The 25522-nt window shown below is 70.9% G+C and carries 23 protein-coding genes and 1 pseudogene; 13 read left to right on the top strand and 11 right to left on the bottom strand.

The annotated features are described in order from the left end of the window. The first annotated feature begins 86 nt into the window (after window positions 1–86). The 3 genes from tdh (at window position 87) to MBSD_RS03640 (ending at window position 2950) form a co-directional block, all read left to right on the top strand. On the top strand, window positions 87–1109 hold the full coding sequence (gene tdh / locus MBSD_RS03650; RefSeq protein WP_062535240.1) for an L-threonine 3-dehydrogenase: 1023 nt from the start codon (window positions 87–89) through the stop codon (window positions 1107–1109). Between the two features lie 4 nt (window positions 1110–1113). After that, the gene (gene kbl / locus MBSD_RS03645) at window positions 1114–2319 is read left to right on the top strand and encodes a glycine C-acetyltransferase (protein ID WP_062535155.1); all 1206 of its coding nucleotides are present in this window, start codon (window positions 1114–1116) and stop codon (window positions 2317–2319) included. 166 nt (window positions 2320–2485) lie between these two features. Continuing rightward, the gene (locus tag MBSD_RS03640) at window positions 2486–2950 is read left to right on the top strand and encodes an aminoacyl-tRNA deacylase (RefSeq protein WP_062535154.1); all 465 of its coding nucleotides are present in this window, start codon (window positions 2486–2488) and stop codon (window positions 2948–2950) included. Between the two features lie 22 nt (window positions 2951–2972). Here the strand turns inward: MBSD_RS03640 and MBSD_RS03635 are convergent, their stop codons facing one another. After that, window positions 2973–3746: a pseudouridine synthase gene (locus tag MBSD_RS03635; protein WP_062535153.1), complete on the bottom strand. Its 774-nt coding sequence runs from the start codon at window positions 3744–3746 to the stop codon at window positions 2973–2975. 54 nt (window positions 3747–3800) lie between these two features. Here MBSD_RS03635 and MBSD_RS03630 point away from each other — a divergent pair, with 54 nt between their 5' ends. Beyond that, window positions 3801–4250 (top strand): OsmC family protein, encoded by a 450-nt coding sequence (locus tag MBSD_RS03630; protein WP_062535151.1) that lies wholly within the window; start codon window positions 3801–3803, stop codon window positions 4248–4250. A 97-nt stretch (window positions 4251–4347) separates the two neighbouring features. Here MBSD_RS03630 and MBSD_RS03625 read toward each other — a convergent pair whose 3' ends face one another. The 3 genes from MBSD_RS03625 to MBSD_RS03615 form a co-directional block, all read right to left on the bottom strand. Continuing rightward, window positions 4348–5505 (bottom strand): OmpA family protein, encoded by a 1158-nt coding sequence (locus MBSD_RS03625; protein WP_062535149.1) that lies wholly within the window; start codon window positions 5503–5505, stop codon window positions 4348–4350. 185 nt (window positions 5506–5690) lie between these two features. Further along, window positions 5691–7142, bottom strand: a complete 1452-nt coding sequence (locus MBSD_RS03620; RefSeq protein ID WP_062535239.1) for a bifunctional 2-methylcitrate dehydratase/aconitate hydratase — start codon at window positions 7140–7142, stop codon at window positions 5691–5693. A 104-nt stretch (window positions 7143–7246) separates the two neighbouring features. Beyond that, on the bottom strand, window positions 7247–8191 hold the full coding sequence (locus MBSD_RS03615; RefSeq protein ID WP_062535147.1) for a LysR family transcriptional regulator: 945 nt from the start codon (window positions 8189–8191) through the stop codon (window positions 7247–7249). 115 nt (window positions 8192–8306) lie between these two features. Here MBSD_RS03615 and MBSD_RS15330 point away from each other — a divergent pair, with 115 nt between their 5' ends. The 7 genes and pseudogenes from MBSD_RS15330 to MBSD_RS03585 all read left to right on the top strand — a co-directional run bounded on the left by MBSD_RS15330 (window position 8307) and on the right by MBSD_RS03585 (window position 14312). Further along, window positions 8307–8447, top strand: a complete 141-nt coding sequence (locus MBSD_RS15330; RefSeq protein ID WP_187300546.1) for a hypothetical protein — start codon at window positions 8307–8309, stop codon at window positions 8445–8447. Window positions 8448–8496: 49 nt separating this feature from the next. After that, on the top strand, window positions 8497–9126 hold the full coding sequence (gstA, locus tag MBSD_RS03610) for a glutathione transferase GstA (RefSeq protein WP_062535145.1): 630 nt from the start codon (window positions 8497–8499) through the stop codon (window positions 9124–9126). A gap of 61 nt (window positions 9127–9187) precedes the next feature. After that, window positions 9188–9970, top strand: a complete 783-nt coding sequence (locus MBSD_RS03605) for a DODA-type extradiol aromatic ring-opening family dioxygenase (protein WP_062535143.1) — start codon at window positions 9188–9190, stop codon at window positions 9968–9970. Window positions 9971–10219: 249 nt separating this feature from the next. After that, entirely contained in the window at window positions 10220–10924 is a 705-nt protein-coding gene (locus MBSD_RS03600) for a TerC family protein (protein ID WP_062535141.1), read from the top strand. Window positions 10925–10967: 43 nt separating this feature from the next. Further along, a pseudogene (locus tag MBSD_RS03595) lies at window positions 10968–11150 on the top strand (aldo/keto reductase); the annotation flags it as partial. Window positions 11151–11190: 40 nt separating this feature from the next. After that, entirely contained in the window at window positions 11191–12207 is a 1017-nt protein-coding gene (locus MBSD_RS03590) for a zinc-binding alcohol dehydrogenase family protein (RefSeq protein ID WP_062535140.1), read from the top strand. Between the two features lie 86 nt (window positions 12208–12293). Next, complete coding sequence (locus MBSD_RS03585) at window positions 12294–14312, top strand: NADPH-dependent 2,4-dienoyl-CoA reductase (protein ID WP_062535138.1); 2019 nt, start codon at window positions 12294–12296, stop codon at window positions 14310–14312. A gap of 9 nt (window positions 14313–14321) precedes the next feature. On the opposite strand, the gene MBSD_RS03580 is transcribed toward MBSD_RS03585, so the two are convergent. The 3 genes from MBSD_RS03580 to prpB all read right to left on the bottom strand — a co-directional run bounded on the left by MBSD_RS03580 (window position 14322) and on the right by prpB (window position 17519). After that, entirely contained in the window at window positions 14322–15137 is an 816-nt protein-coding gene (locus MBSD_RS03580) for a hypothetical protein (RefSeq protein ID WP_062535136.1), read from the bottom strand. 152 nt (window positions 15138–15289) lie between these two features. Then, window positions 15290–16444: a bifunctional 2-methylcitrate synthase/citrate synthase gene (gene prpC / locus MBSD_RS03575; RefSeq protein ID WP_062535134.1), complete on the bottom strand. Its 1155-nt coding sequence runs from the start codon at window positions 16442–16444 to the stop codon at window positions 15290–15292. 184 nt (window positions 16445–16628) lie between these two features. Beyond that, the gene (gene prpB / locus MBSD_RS03570) at window positions 16629–17519 is read right to left on the bottom strand and encodes a methylisocitrate lyase (protein ID WP_062535132.1); all 891 of its coding nucleotides are present in this window, start codon (window positions 17517–17519) and stop codon (window positions 16629–16631) included. Window positions 17520–17626: 107 nt separating this feature from the next. Between prpB and MBSD_RS03565 the strand changes: the two genes are divergently transcribed. Beyond that, on the top strand, window positions 17627–18946 hold the full coding sequence (locus MBSD_RS03565; RefSeq protein WP_062535130.1) for a dicarboxylate/amino acid:cation symporter: 1320 nt from the start codon (window positions 17627–17629) through the stop codon (window positions 18944–18946). Window positions 18947–18953: 7 nt separating this feature from the next. On the opposite strand, the gene prpE is transcribed toward MBSD_RS03565, so the two are convergent. The 3 genes from prpE to MBSD_RS03550 form a co-directional block, all read right to left on the bottom strand. Continuing rightward, entirely contained in the window at window positions 18954–20855 is a 1902-nt protein-coding gene (gene prpE / locus MBSD_RS03560; RefSeq protein ID WP_062535129.1) for a propionate--CoA ligase, read from the bottom strand. A 162-nt stretch (window positions 20856–21017) separates the two neighbouring features. Then, window positions 21018–22004: a malate dehydrogenase gene (locus tag MBSD_RS03555; protein WP_062535128.1), complete on the bottom strand. Its 987-nt coding sequence runs from the start codon at window positions 22002–22004 to the stop codon at window positions 21018–21020. A 116-nt stretch (window positions 22005–22120) separates the two neighbouring features. Further along, complete coding sequence (locus tag MBSD_RS03550) at window positions 22121–23320, bottom strand: pyridoxal phosphate-dependent aminotransferase (RefSeq protein ID WP_062535126.1); 1200 nt, start codon at window positions 23318–23320, stop codon at window positions 22121–22123. A gap of 145 nt (window positions 23321–23465) precedes the next feature. Here MBSD_RS03550 and MBSD_RS03545 point away from each other — a divergent pair, with 145 nt between their 5' ends. Further along, entirely contained in the window at window positions 23466–23723 is a 258-nt protein-coding gene (locus tag MBSD_RS03545; protein ID WP_237071738.1) for a GlsB/YeaQ/YmgE family stress response membrane protein, read from the top strand. A gap of 48 nt (window positions 23724–23771) precedes the next feature. Here MBSD_RS03545 and MBSD_RS03540 read toward each other — a convergent pair whose 3' ends face one another. Continuing rightward, entirely contained in the window at window positions 23772–25430 is a 1659-nt protein-coding gene (locus MBSD_RS03540) for a trehalase family glycosidase (protein ID WP_062535124.1), read from the bottom strand. Window positions 25431–25522: the final 92 nt, after the last annotated feature.

Here is a 25522-nt window from a genome sequence, read left to right as displayed (position 1 = left end):
CGCAGCGGCGCATGCGGCGCGCCGTATAATGCCGGGCCGCGCGGCCGTTCGCCGCAACCCACACGAGATCCGCCATGCCGCAGCTGATGAAGGCGCTGGTCAAGCGCGAAGCCACCAAGGGCATCTGGATGGAAGAGGTGCCGGTGCCCGAGATCGGCCCCAACGACGTGCTGATCAAGCTGGAGAAGACCGCGATCTGCGGCACCGACCTGCACATCTACAAGTGGGACGAGTGGTCGCAGCGCGTGATCAAGCCGGGCCTGGTGATCGGCCACGAGTTCGTCGGCCGCATCGTCGACATGGGCCCCGGCGTGCGCGGCTACAGCGTCGGCCAGCGCGTCTCCGCCGAAGGCCACATCGTCTGCGGCATGTGCCGCAACTGCCGCGCCGGACGCCAGCACCTGTGTCCGAACACGGTGGGCATCGGCGTCAACCGCGACGGCGCGTTCGCCGAGTACATCGCCATGCCGGCCTCGAACCTGTGGCCGATCCCCGACACCATCCCTTCCGAACTCGCCGCGTTCTTCGATCCCTACGGCAACGCCGCGCACTGCGCGCTGGAGTTCGACCTGATCGGCGAGGACGTGCTGATCACCGGCGCCGGCCCGATCGGCATCATCGCCGCCGGCATCGCCAAGCACGTCGGCGCGCGCAACGTGGTGGTCACCGACGTCAACGACTACCGCCTCAAGCTCGCCGCCGAGATGGGCGCGACGCGCGTGGTCAACGTCGCCCAGCAGTCGTTGCGGGACGTGGTCAAGGACCTGCACATGGAAGGCTTCGACGTCGGCCTGGAGATGAGCGGCAACCCGCGCGCCTTCAACGACATGCTCGACGTGATGTACCACGGCGGCAAGATCGCCCTGCTCGGCATCCTGCCGAAGGGCACCGGCGTCGACTGGGACAAGGTGATCTTCAAGGGCCTCACCCTGCACGGCATCTACGGCCGGCGCATGTACGAGACCTGGTACAAGATGACGCAGATGCTGCTGACCGGCTTCCCGCTGCAGAAGGTGCTGACGCACCAGGTGGCCATCGACGACTTCCAGAAGGGCTTCGACCTGATGGAGTCCGGCAACTGCGGCAAAGTCGTCTGCTCGTGGAACTGATCCGATGACCTACACCGCCGCCACCCGCGACCGCTACGCCGCCGAACTGGCCTCGATCCGCGCGCTGGGACTGTACAAGGCCGAGCGCGTGATCACCTCGCCGCAGTCGGCGGAGATCACGCTGGCCGACGGCCACCGCGTGCTGAACTTCTGCGCCAACAACTACCTCGGCCTGGCCGACCACCCGGAGGTGATCCAGGCGGCCAAGGACGCGCTCGACAGCCACGGCTTCGGCATGGCCAGCGTGCGCTTCATCTGCGGCACGCAGGACCTGCACAAGCAGCTGGAGCGCAAGATCGCCGATTTCTTCGGCACCGAGGACACCATCCTCTACGCTGCCTGCTTCGACGCCAACGGCGGCCTGTTCGAGCCGCTGCTGGGCGAGGAGGACGCGGTGATCTCCGACGCGCTCAACCACGCCTCGATCATCGACGGCATTCGTCTGTGCAAGGCCAAGCGCTACCGCTACGCCAACAGCGACATGGCCGACCTGGAAGCGCAACTGGCGGCCGCCGACGCCGCCGGCGCGCGCACCAAGCTGATCACCAGCGACGGTGCGTTCTCGATGGACGGCTTCGTCGCCAAGCTGGACGAGATCACCGCGCTGGCGGCGAAGTACGGCGCGATGGTGCACATCGACGAGTGCCATTGCACCGGCTTCCTCGGCGCCACCGGCCGCGGCTCGGCGGAAGTGCACGGCGTGATGGACAAGATCGATATCTTCACCGGCACGCTGGGCAAGGCGCTGGGCGGAGCGCTGGGCGGCTTCACCACCGGCCGCGGCGAGATCATCGAGATGCTGCGCCAGCGCTCGCGGCCGTACCTGTTCTCGAACTCGCTGCCGCCGCACGTGGTCGCCGCGGCGATCAAGGTGTTCGACATGCTTTCCTCGGCCGGCGACCTGCGCGAGCGCCTGCAGGCCAACACGCGCTATTTCCGCGAGCAGATGACCCGCGCCGGCTTCGACATCAAGCCGGGCGTGCATCCGATCGTGCCGGTGATGGTCTACGACGCGCCGCTGGCGCAACGCATGGCCGCCGAACTGCTGGAGGAAGGCATCTACGTGATCGGCTTCTTCTATCCGGTGGTGCCGCAAGGCCAGGCGCGCATCCGCACGCAGATGAGCGCCGCGCACACGCGCGAGCACCTCGACCGTGCCATCGCCGCCTTCACCAAGGTCGGCCGCAGGCTGGGCGTGCTGAAAGCCTGAGCCGCTCCGGCGCGGCTTTGTCGCGTCGGGCGGGCGGGAGTAAGCTGGGCATGGAGCGGCGCCCGCGCATCGGCGCCGCCCCGGGCCGCGGCCACGGACCGCGCCGCGCGTGCCGCCAAACCGGGCCGCGCCGATGGGAGCGAAGCCGGCCACGCGGAGCAGTGCCATGCCCGAGCCCCGCCTGCAGCGCTACCTGCACGAGCAGCACACCCCCTACGAGACCATCCACCACACGCGCGCGGTCACCGCGCAGGAAACCGCGGCCAGCGCGCACATCCGCGGCAGCATGATGGCGAAGACGGTGATGGTGAAGCTGGACGGCCGCCTCGCCATGGTGGTCGTGCCGGCCGCCCGGCGCGTGCACTTCGGCCGCCTGCGCCAGGCCGCCGGCGCGGCCACCGCCGAGCTGGCCACCGAAGCCGAATTCTGCGACCGCTTCCCCGACTGCGAAGCGGGCGCGATGCCGCCGTTCGGCAACCTGTACGGCATGGAGGTGTATGTCGACGACGCCTTGGTCAGCCACGGCGACATCGCTTTCAACGCCGGCACGCACACCGAGGTGATGCGCATGCCGTTCAGCGAATTCGAGCGGCTGGTGGCGCCGAAGCACATCCACCTGTCGCATCACTGAGACGCGCCGCGCCGCATGCGGTTCAACGCGCGTGCGGCGCGGGGATGGCGAGCGCGGCGATTTCGTCCGCAGCCAGCCGCCGCCAGCCGCCCTTGGGCAGCGTGCCCAGCGCGAGCGGGCCGATCGCGACGCGCACCAGCCGCAGCGTCTCGAAACCGAGCGCCTGCAGCAGGCGGCGGATGTGGCGGTTGCGGCCTTCGTCCAGCACCACCTCCAGCCAGGTGTTGCGGGCGCCGCCGCGCAGCACCACGGCGCGCTTGACCGCCAGCCGCTCGCCGTCGACCAGGATGCCGGTGCGCATGCGCGCCAGCGCCGCGGCGTCCGGCGCGCCCGCCATCTGCACGTGATAGGTCTTGTCGAGATGCGTGCGCGGATCGGTGATCGCCGCCGCCCAGGCGGTGTCGTTGCTCATCAGCAACAGGCCCTCGCTGGCCTTGTCCAGGCGGCCGACCGGGCCGAGCCACGGCAGGCCCGAGCCCTCGAGCAGCCGGTAGACGGTGTCGCGGCCGCGTTCGTCGGCGGCGCTGACCACCAGTCCACGCGGCTTGTTGAGCATCAGGTAGACCCGCGGCACGCCGCCGACGTCGACGCCGTCCAGCGCGATGCGCTCGCGCGCCGCATCGGTGGGGCGCTCGGGATCGCGCACGCAGCGCCCGTCCACGCTGACGCGGCCGGCACGGACGCGCCGTTCGGCCTCGCTGCGCGAGCACACGCCCAGCTTCGACAGCACGCGCGCCAGGCCGTGCCTGGATGCAGGCAGCGGCGATCGCGCCGGTCTTGGGCTAGGCTTGTTCATCGCACCAGCCTAGGCACGGCGCCCGGGCGCGACAAGCCCAGCGAGGAGAACCCCATGTCCGAACACCACATCAGGACCGTCTGGTCGCGCGGCGGCGGCCCGTTCGAGCGCGGCAACTACAGCCGCGACCACGACGTGCACTTCGAGGGCGGCCAGATCGTGCGCAACTCGGCCGCGGCCGGCGCCTACGGCGGCAACCCGGACGCCAGCAACCCGGAGGAACTGCTGCTGGCGGCGCTGAGCAGCTGCCACATGCTGACCTTCCTCGCCGTGGCCGCGAACCGCGGCTACGTGATCGACCATTACGAGGACGCCGCGGTCGCCTATCTCGACAAGAACGCCGAGGGCAAGATGGCCGTGGTGCGCGCGGTGCTGGCGCCGCGCGTCGGCTTCGGCGGAGACAGACGGCCCGGCGCCGAGGACTACGCGAAGATGCATGAGCGCGCCCACGCCGCCTGCTTCATCGCCAACTCGGTGAAGACCGCGGTCGAACTGAGGCTGTGAGGCGAAGGGCGCGCGGCCCCGACGCCGCGCCCTCCGACGCCGCAAGAGAAAAGCCCGGCTCGCGCCGGGCTTTTCTTCGTGCGGAGCAACGGACCGCTTACTGCTGCGGCGCGCCCTGATCCAGCACCTTCAGCTCGACGCGGCGGTTGCGCGCGCGGCCTTCCTCGGTGCTGTTGGTGTCGATCGGGTTGGACTCGCCGAAGCCCTTCGGGCCGTCCAGACGGCTGGCGTCGATGCCGTGCGCGACCAGGTAGTCGTACACGATCTTGGCGCGACGCTCGGACAGCGCCTGGTTGTAGTCCTCCTTGCCCTTGTCGTCGGTGTAACCGTCAACCTCGACGCGCACCTGCGGATAGCGCTTCAGCGTATCCACGGCCTGGTCGAGGATGGCCATCGACTCCTCGGTCGGCTCCTTCAGGACCTTGGAGACGTCGGTTTCACCCTTCTTCGGACGGTCGAACTTGAAGTTCACGCCGCGCAGGTCGATCACCACCTTCTGCGGGCAGCCGTCCGGACCGACGATGGTGCCGGCCGGCGTGTTCGGGCACTTGTCGTCACAGTTGTTGACGCCGTCCTTGTCGTCGTCCAACTGGTCGCAGGTCGGCGCCGGAGCGGGCGCCGGCGCCGCGGCCGGAGCCGGGGCGGGCTGGCCCATCGAGATCACCAGGCCGATCGACGCCAGCGCGTCGCCGTACTGCTTGTGATCCTCGAGGCCGGCGAAGCGCGCGGACTGCGTGTCGCGGTCGTAGCGATAAGCGACTTCGCCGCGGAACGCGACGCGGTCGGTCAACGCCTTCTGGATGCCGACGCCGGCGGTGACCATCGGGCCCCAGCCGTGGGTGTAGCCCGCACCGATGCCGCCGGTGCCCGGCGCCGGCGTGCCGGCGGACACCGCGGCGTGCTTGAGCATGCCGATGCCGCCCATCACGTACGGGCGCCAGCCGCTCCAGTCGCTGAACATCCAGCGGCCGGCGACGTCGAGGCCCATGCTCTCCCACTGCTTGCCGGGACGCGGCGAGTTGTCCTTGAAGTCCGCGTTGTTGTGCGTGGCCTCGAAGTCGACCGCGAAGTTGGGGTTGACCCAATAGCCGACGCCGAGGCCGAGCAGGGGCGACTCCTGCGTCTTGCGGTTGCTGTCGGGGAACACCGCGCCGACGCGCGGGGCGATATACCAGTTGCTGTAGTCCGTAGCGTGAGCGATGCCCACGCCTCCAACGACCAGGGCGACCAGCGCTAACAGGCCCTTACGCTTCATGGGAATCTCCTCTTCTCGTTTTTCGCATCCGCGCCACCTCGCGCGGAGCACCTTGCAAGCGAACGTGCGGCTTTCCGGCTTTTGAAGCCTTGTAATGGTGACCCTTTGCAGGGCGGCGCGATCTTATCAAAAAACAAACATTTCCCGCCACCGCACCGCCCCCCTTTCAGAGGCTATTCAGCCCCTCACGACGCAAACAAATCCATCAGGCGGTGTACCGGCATGGCCTCGAACCGGCCGGGGTCGCGGCAGGCGGCCAGGATCGCCTCGACCCGGCGCGCCGGCAGGTGGCCGGCCAGGGCGCCCTCGAACTTCCTCAGCAACACCGGGATGCCCTCCGCGCGCCGCTTGCGGTGGCCGATCGGATAATCGATCGACACCTTTTCGGTGCTGCTGCCGTCCTTGAAGAACACCTGCACCGAATTGCCGATGTAGCGCTTATCCGGGTCGAAATAGTCCCGGGTGAACTGCGGGTTTTCCTTGACCTCCATCAACTGCCGCAGCGCGTCGATGCGCGGATCGGCGGCGACGGCGTCGCTGTAGTCGTCGGCGGTGAGACGGCCGAAGATCAGCGGCACCGCCACCATGTACTGGATGCAGTGGTCGCGGTCGGCATAGTTGGCCAGCGGGCCGGTCTTGTCGATGATGCGGCAGCCGGCCTCCTGCGTTTCGATCACGATGCGCTCGATCTGCTCGAGCCTGCCGGCCACCTGCGGGTGCAGCTGCATTGCGCACTCCACCGCGGTCTGCGCGTGGAACTCGGCCGGGTAGCTGATCTTGAACAGCACGTTCTCCATCACGTAGCTGCCGAACGGGCGCTCGAACTCGAACGGCTTGCCCTTGAACGCGACGTCGTAGAAGCCCCAGGTCTTCGCGGTCAGCGCCGACGGGTAGCCGACCACGCCCTTGTCGGCCGCGTTCAGCGCGTGGATGACGGCGCGGCGGCAGGCGTCGCCGGCGGCCCAGCTCTTGCGCGGGCCGGTGTTCGGCGCGTGGCGGTAGGTGCGCAGCGCGCCGTTGTCGATCCAGCTGTGCGAGACGGCGGTGACGATCGCGTCCTTGTCGCCGCCGAGCATGTGCGTGGTCACCGCCGTGGAGGCGAGGCGCACCAAGATCACGTGGTCCAGGCCGACGCGGTTGAAGCTGTTCTTCAGCGCGTAGCAGCCCTGGATCTCGTGGGCCTTGATCGCCGCGGTCAGCACGTCGCGCACGGTCAGCGGCGTGCCGCGTTCGCGTTCGGCCTTGCGGCTGAGGTAGTCGGCGACGGACAGGATCGCGCCGAGGTTGTCGGAAGGATGGCCCCACTCGGCGGCCAGCCAGGTGTCGTTGAAGTCGAGCCAACGGATCTGCGTGCCGATGGCGAAGGCGGCCTGCACCGGATCCAGTTCGTGGCTGGTGCCCGGCACGCGCACGCCGCCCGGCATGGTCGCGCCCGGCACCACCGGGCCGAGGTGCTTGACGCACTCGGGGAACTTCATCGCCAGCATCGCGCAGCCGAGCGAATCCATCAGCATGTAGCGCGCGGTTTCGTACGCCTCCGCGGAGTCGATGCGGTAATCGACGACGTAGTCGGCGATGTCGCGCATCGGCTGGTCGGGATCGGGACGCTTGGCGGAGCGGATGTCGTGGTGGGCCATCGGCATTTCCTGTGCAGGCTGGACGCGCGATCTGCGCGCGAGGAGGACGACCACGGCGGGAACCGTGGCGGAACCGGGAATTTTGCCAGAACTCGCGGCGCGGCTCAGGGCCCGCGGGTCCGCGCCGGGCGGCGCGCGCGCGTCGATGCCGTGGCCGGGGCGGGCGATGCGTCCGCCAGGCGCGGATCGGCGCGCAGCCGTTCGTGGAGGAAATCGGCGAAGGCGCGGATGCGCGCCGCATGGCGCAGATCCGGGTGGGTCAGCAGCCACAACGCGCCGTCGAACGCGGCGTCCAGCGCGAACAGGCGCACCAGTCCGGAGCGCACCTGGTCGCTCGGCAGCAGCGCCAGGCCGACCCCGGCCTCGGCCAGCGCGGCCATCGTGTTGAGCTCGTTGGCGCGCACGACGATGCGCTCCGGCGGCACGGCACGACGCTGCCAGGCGAACACGCCGATGCGCGCGAACGCGTCATCGGCGCCGATCTGCGCGTGCTGCGCCAATTCATCGACGTTGCGCGGCCGGCCGTGCCGCTGCAGATAGGCCGGACTGGCGCAGACGTGCCAACGCAGCGTGGCGATGCGGCGGCCGACCAGGAACTCCGGCGGCTGCGCGGTGGCGCGCAGCGCCAGGTCGGCCTCGCGGCGGTTCAGGTCGAAGTCGTGGTCGCTGACGGCGATCTCGACGCGGATGTCGGGATAACGCCCGCGGAAAGCGGCCACCGCCGGCGCCACGTAGTCGTGCGCGAGGTTGGCCGCGGTGGTCATGCGGATGTCGCCGGACAGGCGATAGTCGCCGCCGGCCGCGGTGCGCTCCAGCGCCAGCAATGCCGCCTCCGCCTGCTCGGCTTGCCGGCGCACGCCTTCGCCGGCCGCGGTCAACACATAGCCTTCCGGCAGCCGCTCGAACAGGCGCACGCCCAGCGCTCGCTCGAAGGCGTTCAGGCGGCGGAACACGGTGGAATGGTTGACCCCCAGCGCGCGCGCCGCCGCGGCGAGGCTGCCGCCGCGGGCGATCGCCAGCAGGTAGCGCAGGTCGTTCCAGTCCCTCATGGCCTTTGCATGCTTGCAAGATCGGCTTGCCGATATTGCGTATTCCGTTGCGCCATGGCAATCCCTAACTTTCGCGGCGTCGCCGGCCCGTCCGGTTCATCACGCTGCCCGATCCATGCACGCTTCGTCCGCCGCCGTCCTGCTGCTGCGCCTCGGCCGGGAATACCCGCTGTTCCTCGGCGTGGTCGGCCTGGCGCAGGCGCTGTTGGGCGTCGGCCCCGGGGCGCTGGACCGGCGCGCCGCGCAGGCGGCGTAAGCCGGGCGCCCATCCGGCCGTCCCCCCTTCCCCACCAAGAGGTCGCTCCATGAAGCTCTACTTCTCTCCCGGCGTGTGTTCGCAGGCCCCGCACATCGTGTTGCGCGAAACCGGCCTGCCGTTCGAACTGGTCAAGGTCGACACCGCCGCCAAGCGCACCGAGGACGGCGCCGATTACCTCCAGGTCAATCCGAACGGCTACGTGCCGGCGCTGGAGATCGAACCCGGCGTCGTGCTGACCGAAGGTCCGGCGATCATGCAGTACATCGCCGACCGCGCGCCGCAGACGGGCCTCGCGCCGGCCGCCGGCACGCTGGAGCGCTACCGGCTGCAGTCGTGGCTGAATTTCATCACCTCCGAGCTGCACAAGGGCTTCTCGCCGCTGTTCCACCCGCAGACGCCGGAGGCGTACAAGGCCCAGGCGATCGAGATGCTGGGCCGCCGCTTCGACACCGTCGAACGCCATCTCGCCGGCACGCCCTACCTGATGGGCGAGCGCTTCGGCATCGCCGACGCCTATCTGTTCGTGGTCGCCGGCTGGTCCGGCTATGTCGGCATCGACCTCGGCCGCTGGCCGAACCTGGCCGCGTTCCGCCAGCGCGTCGCGCAGCGTCCGGCGGTGAAGGCGGCGCTGGCGGCGGAAAGCGCGGCGCAATCCGCCAAGGCAAAGACCGCGTGACCGCACGCGCGGCGGACCGGTACGCTGCCGCCGGTCCGCCGCATCGCCGAGGCACCCTGCCGTGACCGCATCCGCCGCGCTGCCCACGCTGTTCGTCTCGCACGGCGCGCCGACGCTGGCGCTGGAGGACTCGCCCACCGGCCGTTTCCTCGACGGCCTGGGCGGGCGGCTGCCGCGCCCGGCCGCGATCGTGGTCGCCTCCGCGCATTTCGCAGCGGCGCAAGCGGTCGTCGGCGCGCACCCGCAGCCGCCGACCGTGCACGATTTCCACGGCTTCCCCGCGCCGCTGTACGCCTTGCGCTACGCGGCGCCGGGCGCGCCGGCGCTGGCCGCGCGCGTCGTCGGGCTGCTGCACGCGGCCGACTTCGACGCGCGCGCCGACGCGCAGGCCGGCCTCGATCACGGCGTGTGGGTGCCGCTGTGGCGCATGTACCCGCAGGCGGACATCCCGGTGCTGCCGCTGGCGGTGAACCCCGGCGCGGACGCGGACTGGCATTTCCGCCTCGGCGCCGCGCTGGCGCCGCTACGCTACGAGGGCGTGCTGCTGGTCGGCTCCGGCGGCTTCGTGCACAACCTGGGCGCGCTCGCCTGGCAGGGAGGCCCCGCGCCGCCGTGGGCATCCGCGTTCGCGGCGTGGCTGGAGTCGCGCCTGTCGGCGGGCGACGACGCCGCCGCGCGCGACTGGCTGCGCGTGGCGCCGCAGCCGCGCCTGGCGCATCCGACGCCGGAGCACCTCTGGCCGCTGTTCGTCGCCTGGGGCGCGGCCGGCGGCGCGGCGCGCCCGCTGCACCGCGCCTGGGAGTACGGCAGCCTGGCGCTGCACGCCTACGCTTTCGATGGCTGAACGACCAAGCTTGACGCCGCGCCGCGGCGCTGCAGAGAATGCTTCCGCTACATTCACCCCGAAGGGGAGTAGCTCCCTGGCCGCGGCGCCCTCCCGCGCCGTCGGCCTGCGCGGCGGCCGTCATCACGGGCATGTCCTGCCCCGGCCGTCGCGGCAGCCTGCCGGCTGCGAGCGAGACTTTCGCGGTGACGCCGGACCGTGCGCGCGTCCGCCGTCATCGCGGAAGATCGAGCGCGCCGCGGAGACTGCATGGATTTCCTCACCCCGCAATTCTTTTCCGGACTGCTGTCGATCATCCTGATCGACCTGGTGCTGGCCGGCGACAACGCCATCGTCATCGCGCTGGCCGCGCGCAATCTGCCGCGGCGCCTGCAGAAGCAGGCGATCTTCTGGGGCACCTTCGGCGCGGTCGCGGTGCGCGTGGCGCTGACCGCGATCGTGGTCTACCTGCTGCAGATTCCCGGCCTGATGCTGGCCGGCGGCCTGATCCTGCTGCCGATCGCCTGGAAACTGTTGCGCCAGGACGAAGGCGACGCGCACGAGGTCAAGGCGGCGGGCGGCTTCTGGAGCGCGATGCGCACCATCGTCGTCGCCGACGCCCTGATGGGCCTGGACAACGTGCTGGCGATCGCCGGCGCTTCGCACGGCCATCTGAGCCTGGTGGTGATCGGCCTGCTGGTCAGCGTGCCGCTGGTGGTGTGGGGCTCGACGCTGATCCTGAAACTGATCGAACGCTTCCCGGCGATCGTCTACGTCGGCGCCGGCGCGATCGCCTGGACCGCCGCGCGCATGATCGCCCACGACGGCCTCGTCGCCGCCTGGTTCGACCGTTACGGCTGGGCCGAGTACCTGCTCGACGTGGTGCTGGTCGCCGGCGTGTGCGGACTCGGCTGGTGGGCGGCGCGGCGCGCGCAGGCGCAGCGCGCGCGCATCGCGCAGCAGGCCGGCGGCTGAGCGCCGGCGGCCTCAGCGCGCGCGGCGACGGGCCGGCCGCGCTTCGTCGCCGCTGATCGGCGCGCGCGACGAGGCGCAGTTGCGGCAGAACCGCGGCGCGGTCGGCTGGCGCCTCGACGCGGAACAGGTCGCCCGCCTGGACGAAGCCAGCCGCGTCACCCCGCCCTATCCTTACTACCCGTACCGGCACGGCCAGTTCGCCGAACGCACGCCGCCGCCGGTGTGAACCCGTTCTTCTCCTCGCCGCCACCGCCGCACGAGCCGCCATGAAAGCCGTCGCCCTTACCCGCTATCTGCCCATCGACGATCCCGAATCGCTGATCGACGTCGAACTGCCCACGCCCACGCCCGCCGGCCACGACCTGCGGGTGCGCGTCGAGGCGGTGTCGGTCAATCCGGTCGACACCAAGGTGCGCGCGCCCAAGGCGGCGGTCGAAGCCGCGCCGCGCGTGCTGGGCTGGGACGCCGCCGGCGTGGTGGAGGCGGTCGGCGAGGCGGTGACGCTGTTCAAACCCGGGGACCGCGTCTACTACGCCGGCGCGATCGACCGTCCCGGCTGCAATGCCGAGTTCCATCTGGTCGACGAGCGCATCGTCGGGCCGATGCCGCGCACGCTCGACTTCGCCGAGGCCGCGGCGCTGCCGCTGACCGCGCTGACGGCGTGGGAGCTGCTGTTCGAGCGTTTCGGCTTCGACGCCGACGGCGCCGACCGCGATCGCACGCTGCTGATGATCGCCGGCGCCGGCGGGCTCGGCTCGATCGCCATCCAGCTCGCCAAGCGCGCCGGCCTCACCGCGATCGCCACCGCCTCGCGCGCCGAGACCGTCGATTGGTGCAGGCGCATGGGCGCGGACCACGTGGTCGACCATCGCCAGCCGCTGAAACCGCAGCTCGAAGCGCTCGGCTTCGCCGCGGTCGACGCCATCGTCTGCTTCACCGCCGCCGAACCGTACTGGGCGCAGATGACGGACCTGGTGGCGCCGCAGGGACGCATCGGCCTGGTCGTCGGCATGAAGCAGGCCGTCGACCTCGAGCCGCTGAAGAGCAAGAGCGCCAGCGTGCACTGGGAGTACATGTTCACGCGCGCGCAGTACCGCACCCCGGACATGATCGCGCAGCACCGCATCCTCGCCCGCGTCGCCGCGCTGGTCGACGCGGGCGCGCTGCGCAGCACGCTGACCGGGACGCTGGCGCCGATCAACGCGGCCAACCTGCGCGTGGCGCACGCGCGGCTGGAATCCGGCCGCAGCATCGGCAAGCTGGTGCTGCGCGGCTGGGGCTGAGCGCGGCGTCCCAGCGGCGCGGGCTTGCCGCGGCGCCGCGCAGCGGGCATGCTCGAACGATCGTTTGAATCGTTGGCTGGCCCGCCGTGACCTATCCGCACCTGTTCGCGCCGCTCGAGCTCGGCTTCTGCACCCTGCCCAACCGCGTGCTGATGGGTTCCATGCATACCGGCCTCGAGGACCGCGCGCGCGACTATCCCAGGCTGGCCGCTTACTTCGCCGCGCGCGCCCGCGGCGGCGTCGGCCTGATGGTCACCGGCGGGCTGGCGCCGAACGTCGAAGGCTGGCTGAAGCCGTTCGCCGGCCGGCTGTCGATGCCCTGGCACGTGGCGCGGCACCGGCAGGTGACGCGCGCGGTGCACGGCGAGGGCGGGCGCATCTGCCTGCAGATCCTGCACGCCGGCCGCTACGGCTATCACCCCTTGTCGGTGGCGCCCTCGCGCGTCAAGTCGCCGATCACGCCGTTCACGCCACGCGCGCTCAGCGCGCGCGGCGTCGTGCGCACCGTCCGCGCCTTCGTCGACTGCGCGCGGCTGGCGCAGGACGCCGGCTACGACGGCGTCGAGGTGATGGGCTCGGAGGGCTACCTGATCAACCAGTTCCTGACCGCGCGCACCAATCGCCGGCAGGACCGCTGGGGCGGCAGCCTGGAAAACCGCATGCGCCTCCCGGTCGAGATCGTGCGCCGCACGCGCGAGGCGGTCGGCCGCGCGTTCATCATCATCTACCGCCTGTCGATGCTGGACCTGGTCGAGGACGGACAGGCCTGGGACGAGATCGTCGCGCTGGCGAAGGCGGTCGAGGCGGCCGGCGCCACGCTGATCAACACCGGCATCGGCTGGCACGAAGCGCGCGTGCCGACCATCGTCACCTCGGTGCCGCGCGCCGCGTTCGGCTGGGTGACGCGGCGGCTGAAGGGCGAGGTGACGATCCCGCTGATCGCCACCAACCGCATCAACACGCCCGTCGTCGCCGAGCGCATCCTCGCCGCCGGCGATGCCGACATGGTGTCGATGGCGCGCCCGCTGCTGGCCGATCCCGACTGGGTGGCGAAGGCGCGCGCCGGCCGCGCCGACCGCATCAACACCTGCATCGCCTGCAACCAGGCCTGCCTCGACCACGTGTTCGAGAACCGGCGCGCGTCGTGCCTAGTCAATCCGCGCGCCTGCCACGAGACCGAGCTGGCGATCGCGCCCGCCGCGGCGAAGAAGCGCTACGCCGTGGTCGGCGCCGGTCCCGCCGGCCTCGCCTGTGCCGCCACGCTGGCCGAGCGCGGCCACGCCGTCACGCTGTTCGAACAGGGCGAGGCGATCGGCGGCCAGTTCAACATGGCGAAGCGCATCCCCGGCAAGGAGGAGTTCGCCGAGACGCTGCGCTACTTCGCCCACCGCCTCGCCGACGCCGGCGTCGACCTGCGCCTCGGCACGCGCGCGGACGCGGCGACGCTGGCCGCCGGCGGCTACGATGCCGTGGTGCTGGCCACCGGCGTCGTGCCGCGCGCGGCGCGCATTCCCGGCGACGACCATCCCAAGGTGCTGAGCTACGTCGACGTGCTGCAGCGCGACGCCGCCGTCGGCGCGCGCGTCGCCATCGTCGGCGCCGGCGGCATCGGCTTCGACGTCGCCGAGTTCCTGGTGCAGCCGGCGCCCTCGCCCAGCACCGATGTCGCGCGATGGGCGCAGGAATGGGGCGTCGACACCACGTTGGCCGCGCGCGGCGGCTTGGCCGCGCCCGCGCCGGAACCGCCGGCGCGCAGGGTTTGGCTGCTGCAGCGCACGCCCGGCCGCCCCGGCGCGCGCCTCAACAAGACCACCGGCTGGGTGCACCGCGCCACGCTGAAGCAGAAAGGCGTCGTCATGCTGGGCGGCGTCGGCTACGAGCGCATCGACGACGCCGGCCTGCACGTCCGCGTCGGCGCGGAAGCGCGCACGCTGGAAGTCGACCATGTGGTGATCTGCGCGGGCCAGGAACCGAACCGCGCGCTGCAGGCGGAACTGCAGGCCGCCGGCGTGACGGTGCATCTGATCGGCGGCGCCGACGTCGCCGCGGAGCTGGACGCCAAGCGCGCGATCGACCAGGGCACGCGGCTGGCGGCGATGCTCTAGCCGCGCCGGTCAGAAGCGCATGCGCACGAAGGCGGCGGGTCCCTGCAGGCGCAGCTTCAGCCGCGCGGCGTAGTCGCGGCCATCCTTGTCGAGATTGATGCGGGTGGCGGCGTACTCGGCGCCGACGCCGAGGTGCTGCCATGGGTAGTACTCGACGCCGACCGCGCCGGCGTAGATGTGTCCCTGCAGCGTGCCGGCGTTCTTGCGCACGCCGGAGACGTCGGCATAGAGGCGCAGGTCGCGCGTGAACGCGTGCCGCCAGCCCAGCGTCAGCACCGGCGCCCACGCTGCCTCGCTGCGGTGGCTGGCCGCCGCGATGCTGCCGCCGACGGGCCCGTGCACCGACGCCTCGCCGGCGACGTCGACCGCCAGCCGGTAGCGCGCCGCGCCCAGCCCGGCGCCGACCACGTCGCGATCGCCGGCGTCGAACCACCAGTGCCAGGCGGCGCTGGCGAAATCGATCTCGATGCGGCTGCGGATCGCCGCGGCGACGTCGTAGGTGTTGCCGTCGTAGACCACCTGCCGGTCCAGGGCGCGCGCGCCGCTGTTGTCGTAGCGATACACGTCGAGGGTGAAGCCCTGGTGGTCGCCGAGCAGGAAATCCAGGCGCGCGCGGCCGACCGGATGGCGGCGGTCCAGGCCGAAATCGCGTTCGGCGTCGATCACCGTGCCCTGCGGGCCGCCGCTGGCGTCGACGCTCAGCCGGATGCGCGTGTCCGGCTGGTAGCCGCCCAGCCACAGGTTGACGCGGTCCAGCGCCATCGAAGGCGCGGCCTGCGCGAGTCCGCCGACCAGCAGCAGGCCGCAGCCGCACGCCCACCGCATCGCCCGCATTCGCCCGCGCATCGGGCCCTCCCCGCCGTGACGGCCTCGTTCCCGCACGCAGCCCGCTTATACCGCGAATGCGGCCGCCGCGCGTTCAGAAAACGAAAAGGGAGCCCGCGGGCTCCCTTTCGCGCGCGCGGGGGCGGACCCGCTCAGCGCTTCTCGATCGGCGTGTAGGCGCGATCCTCCGGGCCGGTGTAGTTGGCGCTGGGGCGGATGATCTTGCCGTCGATGCGCTGCTCGATCACGTGCGCGCTCCAGCCGGAGGTGCGCGCGATCACGAACAGCGGCGTGAACATCGGCGTCGGCACGCCCATCATGTGGTAGGCGCTGGCCGAGTACCAGTCGAGGTTGGGGAACATCTTCTTGATGTCCCACATCAGCGTCTCGATGCGCTCGGAGATCTCGAACAGGCGCGGGTTGCCGCCTTCCTGGCACAGCTTGCGGCTGATCTCCTTGATGATCGGGTTGCGCGGGTCGCCGATCGTGTAGACCGGGTGGCCGAAGCCGATCACGATCTCCTTGCGCTCGACGCGCGCGCGGATGTCGGCCTCGGCCTCCTCGGCGCTGCGGTAGCGGGCGATGATGTCCATCGCCACCTCGTTGGCGCCGCCGTGCTTGGGGCCGCGCAGCGCGCCGATCGCGCCGGTGATGCAGGAGTAGATGTCGGAGCCGGTGCCGGCGATCACGCGCGCGGTGAACGTCGAGGCGTTGAACTCGTGCTCGGCGTACAGCACCAGCGACTTGTCCAGCGACTGCGCGTGCAGCTCGCTGGGCTTCTTGCCGTGCAGCAGGTGCAGGAAGTGCGCGGCGATCGATTCGTCGTCGGTCTCGGTGTCGATGCGCTTGCCGTTGTGGCTCCAGTGGTACCAGTACAGCAGCATCGAGCCGAAGCTGGCCATCAGGCGGTCGGCGATGTCGCGCGCGCCGGCGAGGTTGTGGTCCTCCTTCTCCGGCAGCACGGTGCCCAGCACCGAGGCGCCGGTGCGCAGCACGTCCATCGGATGGGTGGACGCCGGCAGCAGCTCCAGCGCGCCCTTCACCGGCGCCGGCAGGCCGCGCAGCCGCTTCAGCTTGGCGCGGTAGGCGTTCAGCTCCGACCAGTTGGGCAGCACGCCGTGCACCAGCAGGTGCGCCACTTCCTCGAAGGAGGCCCTGGTGGCCAGGTCGTGGATGTCGTAGCCGCGATAGTGCAGGTCGTTGCCGCTGCGGCCGACCGTGCAGATCGCGGTGTTGCCGGCGGCGACGCCGGACAGCGCGACCGACTTCTTCGCCTTGGGAAGGACTTGCTGGGCGTTCTCGCTCATGGTTCTCTCCGGATCGGGCCGGCACCGCAACCGGTACGCGGCGGGGCGACGCTTTACTCGTATCGACTCGTCGGTCGTTGAAGATCTCGGCCACGGGCAGCCGCGGGCAGCGGTCGGTCGGCGTCAGCGGTAGCGCGGTCGGGCGACGGGTTGCACTCGGCGGACGGCGTCGGCGCGGCCACCGTCAGCCTTCCTTGCGGCTGCCGAACAGCTCGTCGAGCTTGCGCTCGTAGTCCCAGTAGCCGAGCTTGTCGTACAGCTCGGTGCGGGTCTGCATCGCGTCGATCACCGCGCGCTGGTGGCCGTCGCGGCGGATCGCCTCGTACACGCCGAGCGCGGCCTTGGCCATGGCGCGGAACGCCGACAGCGGGTACAGCACCATGTCGACGCCGACCGCGGCCAGTTCCGCGGTGCTCCACAACGGCGTCTTGCCGAACTCGGTGATGTTGGCGAGCACCGGCACCTTCACCGCGTCCTTGAACCTGCGGTACATCGGCAGCTCGGTGACGGCCTCGGCGAAAATCATGTCGGCGCCGGCCTCGACGCACAGCTGCGCGCGCTCGATCGCCGCATCCAGCCCTTCGACCGCGATCGCGTCGGTACGCGCCATGATCACGAACTGCGCGTCGCTGCGCGCGTCGGCGGCGGCCTTGATGCGGTCGGCCATGTCCTCCTTCGGCACCAGTTCCTTGCCGGGGCGATGGCCGCAGCGCTTGGCCTGCACCTGGTCCTCGATGTGCACGGCGCCGGCGCCGACGCGGATCATGGTCTTGATCGCGCGCGCGATGTTGAAGGCGCTGCCCCAGCCGGTGTCGATGTCGACCAGCACCGGCAGGTCGACCGCGCTGGTCAGGCGCTCGACGTCGATGGCGACGTCCTCCAGCGTGGTGATGCCGAGATCGGGAATGCCGCGGCTGGACGCCGCCACGCCGCCGCCGGACACGTACAGCGCCTTGAAACCCGCGGACGCGGCGAGGATGCCCGCATAGGCGTTGACCGCGCCGACGATCTGCAGCGGCTTCTCGGCGGCGACGGCGGCGCGGAAACGCGCGCCGGGGGATGCGACAGGGCTCATGAAGGTCCTCCGAAACCTGCCCATTGTAGTGGAACTCGACCCGCGCACGGGACGGCGCGCGTACCCGCGCGTGGACAGCGCCCGCGGCTTCCGCCTACAGTCCGCGCATGTCCGCTGCCCCGAATTCGCTCGCCTCCCGCATCCTGTGGGGACTCGTCGCCGGCGTCCTCGCCGGCGTCGCCACGCTCGCCGCCGGCGCGGTCTGGCCAGGCGCGCTCGACGGCGCGCGGCGCTTCGCCGACGCGGTGCTCGATCCCGTCGGGCAGGTCTTCCTGCGCATGCTGTTCTTCGTCGTGCTGCCGCTGGTGTTCGCCTCGCTGGCCGGCGGCGTGGCGCAGCTCGGACGGCTCGACCGTCTCGGCCCGCTGGCCGGGCGCACGTTCCTGCTGTTCGTCGCCAACATGGGCATCGCCGTGGCGCTCGGCCTGGCGGTGATGAACCTGTTGCAGCCCGGCCGGCACCTCGACGCTGCGGCCAAGGCGCAGTTGCTGCAGGAATACGGCGGCAGCGCGCAGCAGCAGATCGCGCGGCAGGCCGAGCGGCCGCCGCTGAGCTTCGAGGTCGTCGTCGAGATGTTCATGCCGCGCAACCTGTTCGGCGCCGTGGTCGGGCAGAGCCGCGACGCGCTGGGCGACGTGCTGCCGCTGATCCTGTTCGCGATCCTGGCCGGCGGCGCCGCCATGCGCCTCGGCGACGCCGCCCGGCGCCGCTTCCTCGACAGCATGGAGACCATCGGCGAGGTGATGACGCACATCGTGCACCTCGCCCTGCGCCTGGCCCCCTATGCGGTGCCGGCGCTGATGTACGGCGTGATCGTCAAGGTCGGCGCCGACATCCTGCTCACCCTGTCCGTGTTCGTGCTCGGTTGCGCGTTCGCCCTGCTGCTGCACCTGTTCGGCACGATGTCGATCTGGCTGATGCTGCTGGCGAAGCGCCGGCCGCTGGAGTTCTTCCGCTCGGTCCGCGCGGTGCTGGTCACCGCGTTCTCGACCAGCTCGAGCAACGCCACCCTGCCGGCCGCGCTGGCGGCGTCGCGCGAGACGCTGGGGCTGGCGCCCGGCACGGCCGGTTTCGTGCTGCCGCTCGGCACCACGATGAACATGAGCGGCACGGCGCTGTTCGAGGGCTGCGTGGTGCTGTTCGTCGCGCAGGCCTTCGGCATCGAGCTGTCGCTCGGCCATCAACTGGTGCTGATGATGCTGGCGGTGCTGAGCGCCGTGGCGGTCGCCGGCATCCCCGGCGGCTCGATGCCGCTGATCGCCGGGCTGCTGATCAATTTCGGCGTGCCGGCCGAAGGCATCGGCATCGTGCTCGGCGTCGACCGCCTGCTCGACATGACGCGCACCATGGTCAACGTCGGCAGCGACATGGTCACCGCCACCGTGGTGGACGCCCAGGTGAAGCGCGCCGAAGCGCGCGGCGGCTGAGGCGGGCTCAGCCGCCCCACTCCGGTCCGCGCGCCAGCGCGCGCTTGATCTCCTCCAGCGCGTTCGGATCGTCCAGGGTGGACAGGTCGCCGGGATCGGCGTGCTGCGCCAGCGCCGCCAGCGAACGGCGCAGCAGCTTGCCGGAGCGCGTCTTCGGCAGCGCGTCGACGACGTAGATGCGCGCCGGCCGGGCCACCGCGCCCAGCATCGCGACGACGCGCTCCAGCATGCCCTCGGCGGCGGCGCGCCGCGCGGATGCGCCGGCGGACGCGTCCTTCAGCGTGGCGAACACCACCGGCACCTGCCCTTTCAGCTCGTCGGCGACGCCGATCACCGCGGCCTCGGCGACGGCGCCGTGCGTCGCCACCGCCTCCTCGATTTCGCGCGTGCCCAGCCGGTGGCCGGCGACGTTGATCACGTCGTCGGTGCGGCCGAGGATGAAGTAGTAGCCGTCGGCGTCGCGGATCGCCCAGTCCAGCGAGCTGTACAGCAGCTCCCTGAAGTGGCCGAAGTAGCCCTTCAGGAAACGCGCGTCGTCGCCCCAGATCGTGCTGAGGCAGCCCGGCGGCAACGGCGGCACGATGGTCAGCACGCCTTTTTCGTCGGCGGCCGCGTCCGCGCCGGTGACCTCGTTGACCACGCGCATGCGGTAGCCGAGGTTGGGCAGGCCGGGCGAGCCGAACTTCTGCGGCTTCAGGTCCAGGCCCGGCAGCAGGGTCAGCACCGGCCAGCCGGTCTCGGTCTGCCAGTAGTTGTCGATCACCGGTTTGCCGATGCCTTCGCTGATCCACCTCGCGGTCGGCTCGTCCAGCGGCTCGCCGGCGAGGAACAGCCATTTCAGCGCGGACAGGTCGTGCTTCTTCAACCAGGCCGGGTCCTGCTTCTTCAGCACGCGGATCGCGGTCGGCGAGGAGAACATGCTGCGCACGCCGTACTGCGCGCACAGCCGCCACCAGACGCCGGGGTCGGGATGCGTCGGCAGACCCTCGTACAGCAGCGAGGTGGCGCCGACGATCAGCGGGCCGTAGACGTTGTAGGAATGCCCCACCGCCCAGCCGATGTCGGAGGTGGTGAACATCGTCTGGCCGGCGCCGACGTCGAACACCGTGCGCATCGACAACGCCATCGCCACCGCGTAGCCGCCGACGTCGCGCTGCACGCCCTTCGGCTTGCCGGTGGTGCCGGAGGTGTACAGCAGGTAGCTCGGTTCGTTCGACTCCAGCCAGGCGACCGGCACGCGCGCGTTGGCGTGCTTGGCGCGCAGCGGCGCGTACTCGAAATCGCGCGCCGGCTGCATGGCGAGATCGGCATCGAGGCCGCGGCGCACCACCAGCACCGCCGGCGGCGGCGACCGCGCCGCGGCGCAGGCCTCGTCCACCAGCGGCTTGTAGCGCACCACCTTGCCGGCGCGCATGCCGGCGTCGGCGCAGATCAGCAGCTTCGGCTTCGCATCGTCGATGCGCAGCGCCAGGTTGTGCGCTGCGAAGCCGCCGAACACCACCGAGTGGATCGCGCCGATGCGCGCGCAGGCGAGGATCGCGAATACCGCCTCGGCGAAGTTCGGCATGTAGATCACCACACGGTCGCCGCGGCCGACGCCGAACTCCCGCAGCGCGGCGGCGAAGGCGTTCACTTCGCGGTACAGCTCGCGGTAGGTGACGCGGCGGGTGATGCCGGTCTCGGTCGACACCGCCACCAGCGCGAGCTGGTCCGGCCGCGTTTCCAGGTGGCGGTCGACCGCGTTGTAGCAGAGGTTGGTGGTGCCGCCGACGAACCACTTGCGGAACGGCGGGTTCGAGTAGTCGAGGATGCGTTGCGGCGGCGTGTGCCAGTGGATCGCCCGCGCCTCTTCCGCCCAGAACGCTTCCGGCTCCTCGATCGAGCGCCGATAGGCGTCTTCGTAGCGCATGGCCGCCCCCGTCGCGGGTGACGGCGCTAGCCTAGTGCAAACGCACCGCGCCGGGGTTCCGACCAAGGTCGTAGGCCATTGCGAAGATGCGCCGCCGCCGTCCGCCGCACATGCGAAGGGCGGCCCGCGGCCGCCCTTCGTCGCGGATGCGCGGATCGCCGCTCACTTCCTGGCGAACAGGTGCTCGACGCCGGCGCGCTCCTCGCGCAGTTCCTTGTCGGTCGCGTCCATGCGTTCGCGCGAGAAGGCGTTGATCTCCAGGCCCTGCACGATCTCGTACTTGCCGTTCTTGCAGGTCACCGGGTAGCCGTAGATCACGCCCGGGGCGATGCCGTAGGAGCCGTCGGACGGGATCGCCATCGACACCCAGTCGCCGGGCTCGGTGCCGAGCGCCCACGAGCGCATGTGGTCGATCGCCGCCGACGCCGCCGATGCCGCCGAGGAGGCGCCGCGCGCCTTGATGATCGCCGCGCCGCGCTGCTGCACGGTGGGGATGAAGCTGTCCCTGTACCAGGCCTGGTCGACCAGGCTGGTGGCGGCGGTGCCCTTGACCGTGGCGTGGTGGATGTCCGGGTACTGGGTCGAGCTGTGGTTGCCCCAGATGGTCATCTTGCGGATGTCGGTGACGTGCGCGCCGGTCTTCTCGGCGAGCTGCGACAGCGCGCGGTTGTGGTCGAGGCGCACCATCGCGGTGAAGCAGCGCGGATCGAGGTCCGGCGCGTTCTGCTGCGCGATCAGCGCGTTGGTGTTGGCCGGGTTGCCGACCACCAGCACCTTGACGTCGCGCCTGGCGTGCGCGTTCAGCGCCTTGCCCTGCGGGGCGAAGATCGCGCCGTTGGCCTCCAGCAGGTCCTTGCGCTCCATGCCCGGGCCGCGCGGGCGCGCGCCGACCAACAGCGCGTAGTCGACGTCCTTGAAGGCGACGTTCGGGTCGTCGGTGGCGACGATGCCGGCGAGCAGCGGGAACGCGCAGTCGTTCAGCTCCATCACCACGCCGTTCAGCGCGGGCAGCGCCGGGGTGATTTCCAGCAGGTGCAGGATCACCGGCTGGTCCTTGCCGAGCATGTCGCCGGCGGCGATGCGGAACAGCAGGGCATAGCCGATTTGGCCGGCGGCGCCGGTCACGGCAACGCGGACGGGGGACTTCATGGGTTCACTCCGTGATGACTGGATACGGAAACCGGAAAGCGGAAATGGGCCGCGTGCCGCGCACGCTCGATCGGTCGCCGAATCGCCGGTTGCCGATTTCCCATGGCCCGCTTCCGTCAGGCGAGTTCGGCGAAGAACTCGCGGATGCGCTTCAGGCCTTCGGTCAACTGCGCCTGCGGGCAGGTGTAGGAGATGCGCAGCGCGCGCGGCTCGCCGAACGCGGAACCGGGCACGCAGGCGACGCCCTTGGCGTCGAGCAGCGCGGCGCAGAGGTCGACGTCGTTGGCGATCTTCCTGCCGCCGTGCGACTTGCCGAAGGCGCAGGAGATGTCCGGGAACACGTAGAACGCCCCCTGCGGCCGCGGGCACTTCACGCCCGGGATCGCGGCCAGCGCCGCCAGCACCTCGTCGCGGCGCGCGGCGAACTCGGCGCACTTCCGCGCCGGGATGTCCTGCGGGCCGGTCAGCGCCGCGACCGCCGCGGCGGTGACGACCTCCGGGACGTTGGTGATGTGGTTGGAGTTCAGCGTCACCAGCGCCTGCGCCACCGCCTCCGGGCCGGCCATGAAGCCGACGCGCCAGCCGGGCATGCCGTAGGTCTTCGACAGCGAATCGACCACGATCACGCGGTCGCGCAGCTCCGGGCGCACGTGCAGGAAGTTGTGGTAGCCGACGCCGTCGAACACCATGCGGTTGTAGATGTCGTCGGTGATCACCCAGGTGTCCGGGTGCCTGGCCACCACCTCGGCCAGCGCGGCGATCTCCTCGCGGGCGTACACCATGCCGGTGGGGTTGGACGGGTTGTTGAACAGGAACACCTTGGGCTTGCTCGCCAGCGCCTGGTCGAGCTGCGCCGGCGTCATCTTGTAGTTCTGCTCGGGCGGGCACGGCAGCAGCGTGATCTTCGCGCCCAGGATCTCGGCGATGTCGAGGTAGCTGGTCCAGTACGGCGTGGCGAAGACGATCTCGTCGCCTTCGTCCAGCAGCGCCTCGGCGAGGTTGTACAGGATGTGCTTGGCGCCGACCGCCACCGCGCAGTGCTTGCGCTCGTAGCCCCGGAAGCCACCCGCTTCCAGGTGCTTGAGGAAGGCGTCGAGCAGGTCCTCGCGGCCGCGGTTGGAGCCGTACTGGCCGGAGTCCTTCGACAGCGCCGCGCGCACCGCGTCGTAGACGTGTTCGCCCGGCAGGAAATTCGGCACGCCGATGGAGAAGTTGACGACGTCGCGGCCTTCGGCCTTGAGCCGCTTCGCCTTGTCGGCGATCACCATGATCGCGCTCGGCTTGGCGCGGCCCATGCGCTTCGCAAGCTTCGGCATGGAGGACACTCGCGGAGGGGAGAAAGAAGCCGCGATTTTAACACAGCGTCGCGGCGGCCCCGCAGCCGCGCAAAGTCATGCCCGAGCGGGCATCATGGACGCCCCCGCGTCCCGCGCGGGAAGGCCCCCGCAGAGGAGGAGGCGCATGCTGCACTGGATCTGGATGTTCCTGATCGGCCTGGTGATCGGTGTCGTGGCCAAGTTCCTGATGCCCGGCAGGGATCCCGGCGGACTCGTCGTCACCGGCCTGCTCGGCATCGCCGGCTCGCTGCTGGCCGGCTGGCTGGGCCAGGCGCTCGGCTGGTATCGGCCGGGCCAGCCCGCCGGCTTCATCATGTCGGTGATCGGCGCGCTGATCCTGCTGTTCCTGTACCGGCTGCTGCTGAAGCCGAAGGCGCCCTGAGATCCCGACGCGGGCGGCGCCGCGGCCGCCCGCCCTGCCGCGGCCGCATCAACCGCCGGCGGCGCGCTGCGGCGCGCGACGCGCGGCGTCCAGCAACTGCTGCAGCTTCAGGTACACGCCGTTGGTCCAGCCGAAGCCGATCACGTTCTGCGTGTAGCCGGCAGTGATCTCCACCTCGGCGTTGCCGAGTTCCATGTTGTATTTCTCGCGGATGGTGCCGTCGGCGGCCAGGCTGCGGTCGACCGTGCCCAGGAACTTGCGCGCCAGCCGCTGCGCGTCGTCGCGGAAGCCGTAGGCGTCGAGGCCGGCGATCGCCAGCCAGTTGGTCGGCGCCCAGCCGAACGGCGCGTCCCACTGCGCGCCGCTGCGGCGGTCGTCCATGGTCAGCCCGCCCATGCGTTCGAAGACGGGCAGGTGTTTCTCGACCGCCGCGGCCTGCTCCGTCGACGCCGCGCCCGCCCACAGCGGATAGAACGTGGTGATGTACGGCTGCCCGGAGGACTTGCGCGCGACGAAGTCGTAATCGCGGTACATGCCGAGGTCGGCGCGCCACAGATACTTGTCCATCGCCGCCTTGCGCTTCGCCGCGGCCGCGGCCCAGCGCGCGGCATCCTCCTTCATGCCGAGCCGTTCGGCAAAGTCGTGCAGGTCGCGCTCGTAGCGGTACAGCAGGCTGTTCAGGCCGACGCCGGCGTAGTGGTGGGTGGAGCCGCCGTACGGGCCGAAGTGGAAGTTGGTGTCGAAGCCGGATTCGCGCATCGCGCGGTCGCCGCGGTAGTAGTCGGCGCTCAGCCGGTGACCGTCCGCCCAGGCGCCGGCGCAAACTTCCGACACGGCGACGTCACAACTTGCGGTCTTCAGGCGCGCGGCCTCGGCGGCGTCCGGATGCTCCGAGCCATCGACCAGATAGCCCGGATCCTCCGACGGATGCGCCAGTAGCCAGGCGATCACGCCGCGGTAGTACTCGGCGCCGAGCATCTCCGGCACCGGGCCGCTGCCAAGGTCGAAGTAGCGCGCCAGCCCGGTGTCGCCGGCCTGGTGCTCGGGCCGCGTCCAGATCGCGTAGTTGCGCACAGCGAGCGGATAGGCGCGCGCCAGCCAGGCGCGCCGCTCGGCCGCATCGCGGAACGCGCCGGGCGCGCGCATCGCTTCCGCCATCATCGCGGTGAGGAACGGCGGCTGCGAGCGCGTCAGGTAATAGGTGCGGTTGGCGTTCAGCACGCTGCCGTAGTGCTCGACCTCGAACAGCGCGTTGTCGACCATGTCGCGCGCCAGCGCGCCGCGGCGGTCGGCGGCCAGGCCCAGCACGATGAAGTAGCTGTCCCAGCCGTACATCTCGTTGAACGCGCCGCCCGGCACCACGTACGGATGCGGCAGGTACAGCAGGCCCTGCGCGGGCAGCGTCAGCGGATCGAGTTCGCCCAGGCGCTCGATGCGGCGCGGCAGCGTGCGCACCTCGACCTTGCAGCGCTTGCCGGCGCGGGCGACGTTCGCCGGCTCGGCCAGGCCGTGCGGCAGGTACAGCACCGGATGCGCGGCGATCTTCGGATCGACCAGCGCCGAGCAGTCGTCGATCGAGCGCGTCAGGGTGTCCCAGGCGCGATCGATGTAGGCGCGCGTCTTCGCCGCGTCCGGCGCCACCGCCGCGGCGGTAGCCGCCATGGCGAGGGAGAGGAAAAAGAAAGCGATCCGCCTGACGTTCTTCATCGATGCATGCCTCATCGTGGGGCGACGGCGCGCGGCCGCCGCGGTCTTCGCGCAAACGCAGCATCGTGCGGCTGCCCTGCCCGTCCCGGTTG

Origin of the sequence: Mizugakiibacter sediminis (assembly GCF_000953855.2) — a bacterium.
Lineage (GTDB): Bacteria > Pseudomonadota > Gammaproteobacteria > Xanthomonadales > Rhodanobacteraceae > Mizugakiibacter > Mizugakiibacter sediminis.
This window is presented reverse-complemented; position numbering and strand designations above follow the sequence as displayed.

What these genes read in the sequence shown, in the direction of transcription:
- tdh (WP_062535240.1), top strand. Translation starts at nt 87, where the DNA reads ATGAAGGCGCTGGTCAAGCGCGAAGCCACCAAGGGCATCTGGATGGAA.
- kbl (WP_062535155.1), top strand. Translation starts at nt 1,114, where the DNA reads ATGACCTACACCGCCGCCACCCGCGACCGCTACGCCGCCGAACTGGCC.
- MBSD_RS03640 (WP_062535154.1), top strand. Translation starts at nt 2,486, where the DNA reads ATGCCCGAGCCCCGCCTGCAGCGCTACCTGCACGAGCAGCACACCCCC.
- MBSD_RS03635 (WP_062535153.1), bottom strand. Translation starts at nt 3,746, where the DNA reads ATGAACAAGCCTAGCCCAAGACCGGCGCGATCGCCGCTGCCTGCATCC.
- MBSD_RS03630 (WP_062535151.1), top strand. Translation starts at nt 3,801, where the DNA reads ATGTCCGAACACCACATCAGGACCGTCTGGTCGCGCGGCGGCGGCCCG.
- MBSD_RS03625 (WP_062535149.1), bottom strand. Translation starts at nt 5,505, where the DNA reads ATGAAGCGTAAGGGCCTGTTAGCGCTGGTCGCCCTGGTCGTTGGAGGC.
- MBSD_RS03620 (WP_062535239.1), bottom strand. Translation starts at nt 7,142, where the DNA reads ATGGCCCACCACGACATCCGCTCCGCCAAGCGTCCCGATCCCGACCAG.
- MBSD_RS03615 (WP_062535147.1), bottom strand. Translation starts at nt 8,191, where the DNA reads ATGAGGGACTGGAACGACCTGCGCTACCTGCTGGCGATCGCCCGCGGC.
- MBSD_RS15330 (WP_187300546.1), top strand. Translation starts at nt 8,307, where the DNA reads ATGCACGCTTCGTCCGCCGCCGTCCTGCTGCTGCGCCTCGGCCGGGAA.
- gstA (WP_062535145.1), top strand. Translation starts at nt 8,497, where the DNA reads ATGAAGCTCTACTTCTCTCCCGGCGTGTGTTCGCAGGCCCCGCACATC.
- MBSD_RS03600 (WP_062535141.1), top strand. Translation starts at nt 10,220, where the DNA reads ATGGATTTCCTCACCCCGCAATTCTTTTCCGGACTGCTGTCGATCATC.
- MBSD_RS03590 (WP_062535140.1), top strand. Translation starts at nt 11,191, where the DNA reads ATGAAAGCCGTCGCCCTTACCCGCTATCTGCCCATCGACGATCCCGAA.
- MBSD_RS03580 (WP_062535136.1), bottom strand. Translation starts at nt 15,137, where the DNA reads ATGCGGTGGGCGTGCGGCTGCGGCCTGCTGCTGGTCGGCGGACTCGCG.
- prpC (WP_062535134.1), bottom strand. Translation starts at nt 16,444, where the DNA reads ATGAGCGAGAACGCCCAGCAAGTCCTTCCCAAGGCGAAGAAGTCGGTC.
- prpB (WP_062535132.1), bottom strand. Translation starts at nt 17,519, where the DNA reads ATGAGCCCTGTCGCATCCCCCGGCGCGCGTTTCCGCGCCGCCGTCGCC.
- MBSD_RS03565 (WP_062535130.1), top strand. Translation starts at nt 17,627, where the DNA reads ATGTCCGCTGCCCCGAATTCGCTCGCCTCCCGCATCCTGTGGGGACTC.
- prpE (WP_062535129.1), bottom strand. Translation starts at nt 20,855, where the DNA reads ATGCGCTACGAAGACGCCTATCGGCGCTCGATCGAGGAGCCGGAAGCG.
- MBSD_RS03555 (WP_062535128.1), bottom strand. Translation starts at nt 22,004, where the DNA reads ATGAAGTCCCCCGTCCGCGTTGCCGTGACCGGCGCCGCCGGCCAAATC.
- MBSD_RS03550 (WP_062535126.1), bottom strand. Translation starts at nt 23,320, where the DNA reads ATGCCGAAGCTTGCGAAGCGCATGGGCCGCGCCAAGCCGAGCGCGATC.
- MBSD_RS03545 (WP_237071738.1), top strand. Translation starts at nt 23,466, where the DNA reads ATGCTGCACTGGATCTGGATGTTCCTGATCGGCCTGGTGATCGGTGTC.
- MBSD_RS03540 (WP_062535124.1), bottom strand. Translation starts at nt 25,430, where the DNA reads ATGAAGAACGTCAGGCGGATCGCTTTCTTTTTCCTCTCCCTCGCCATG.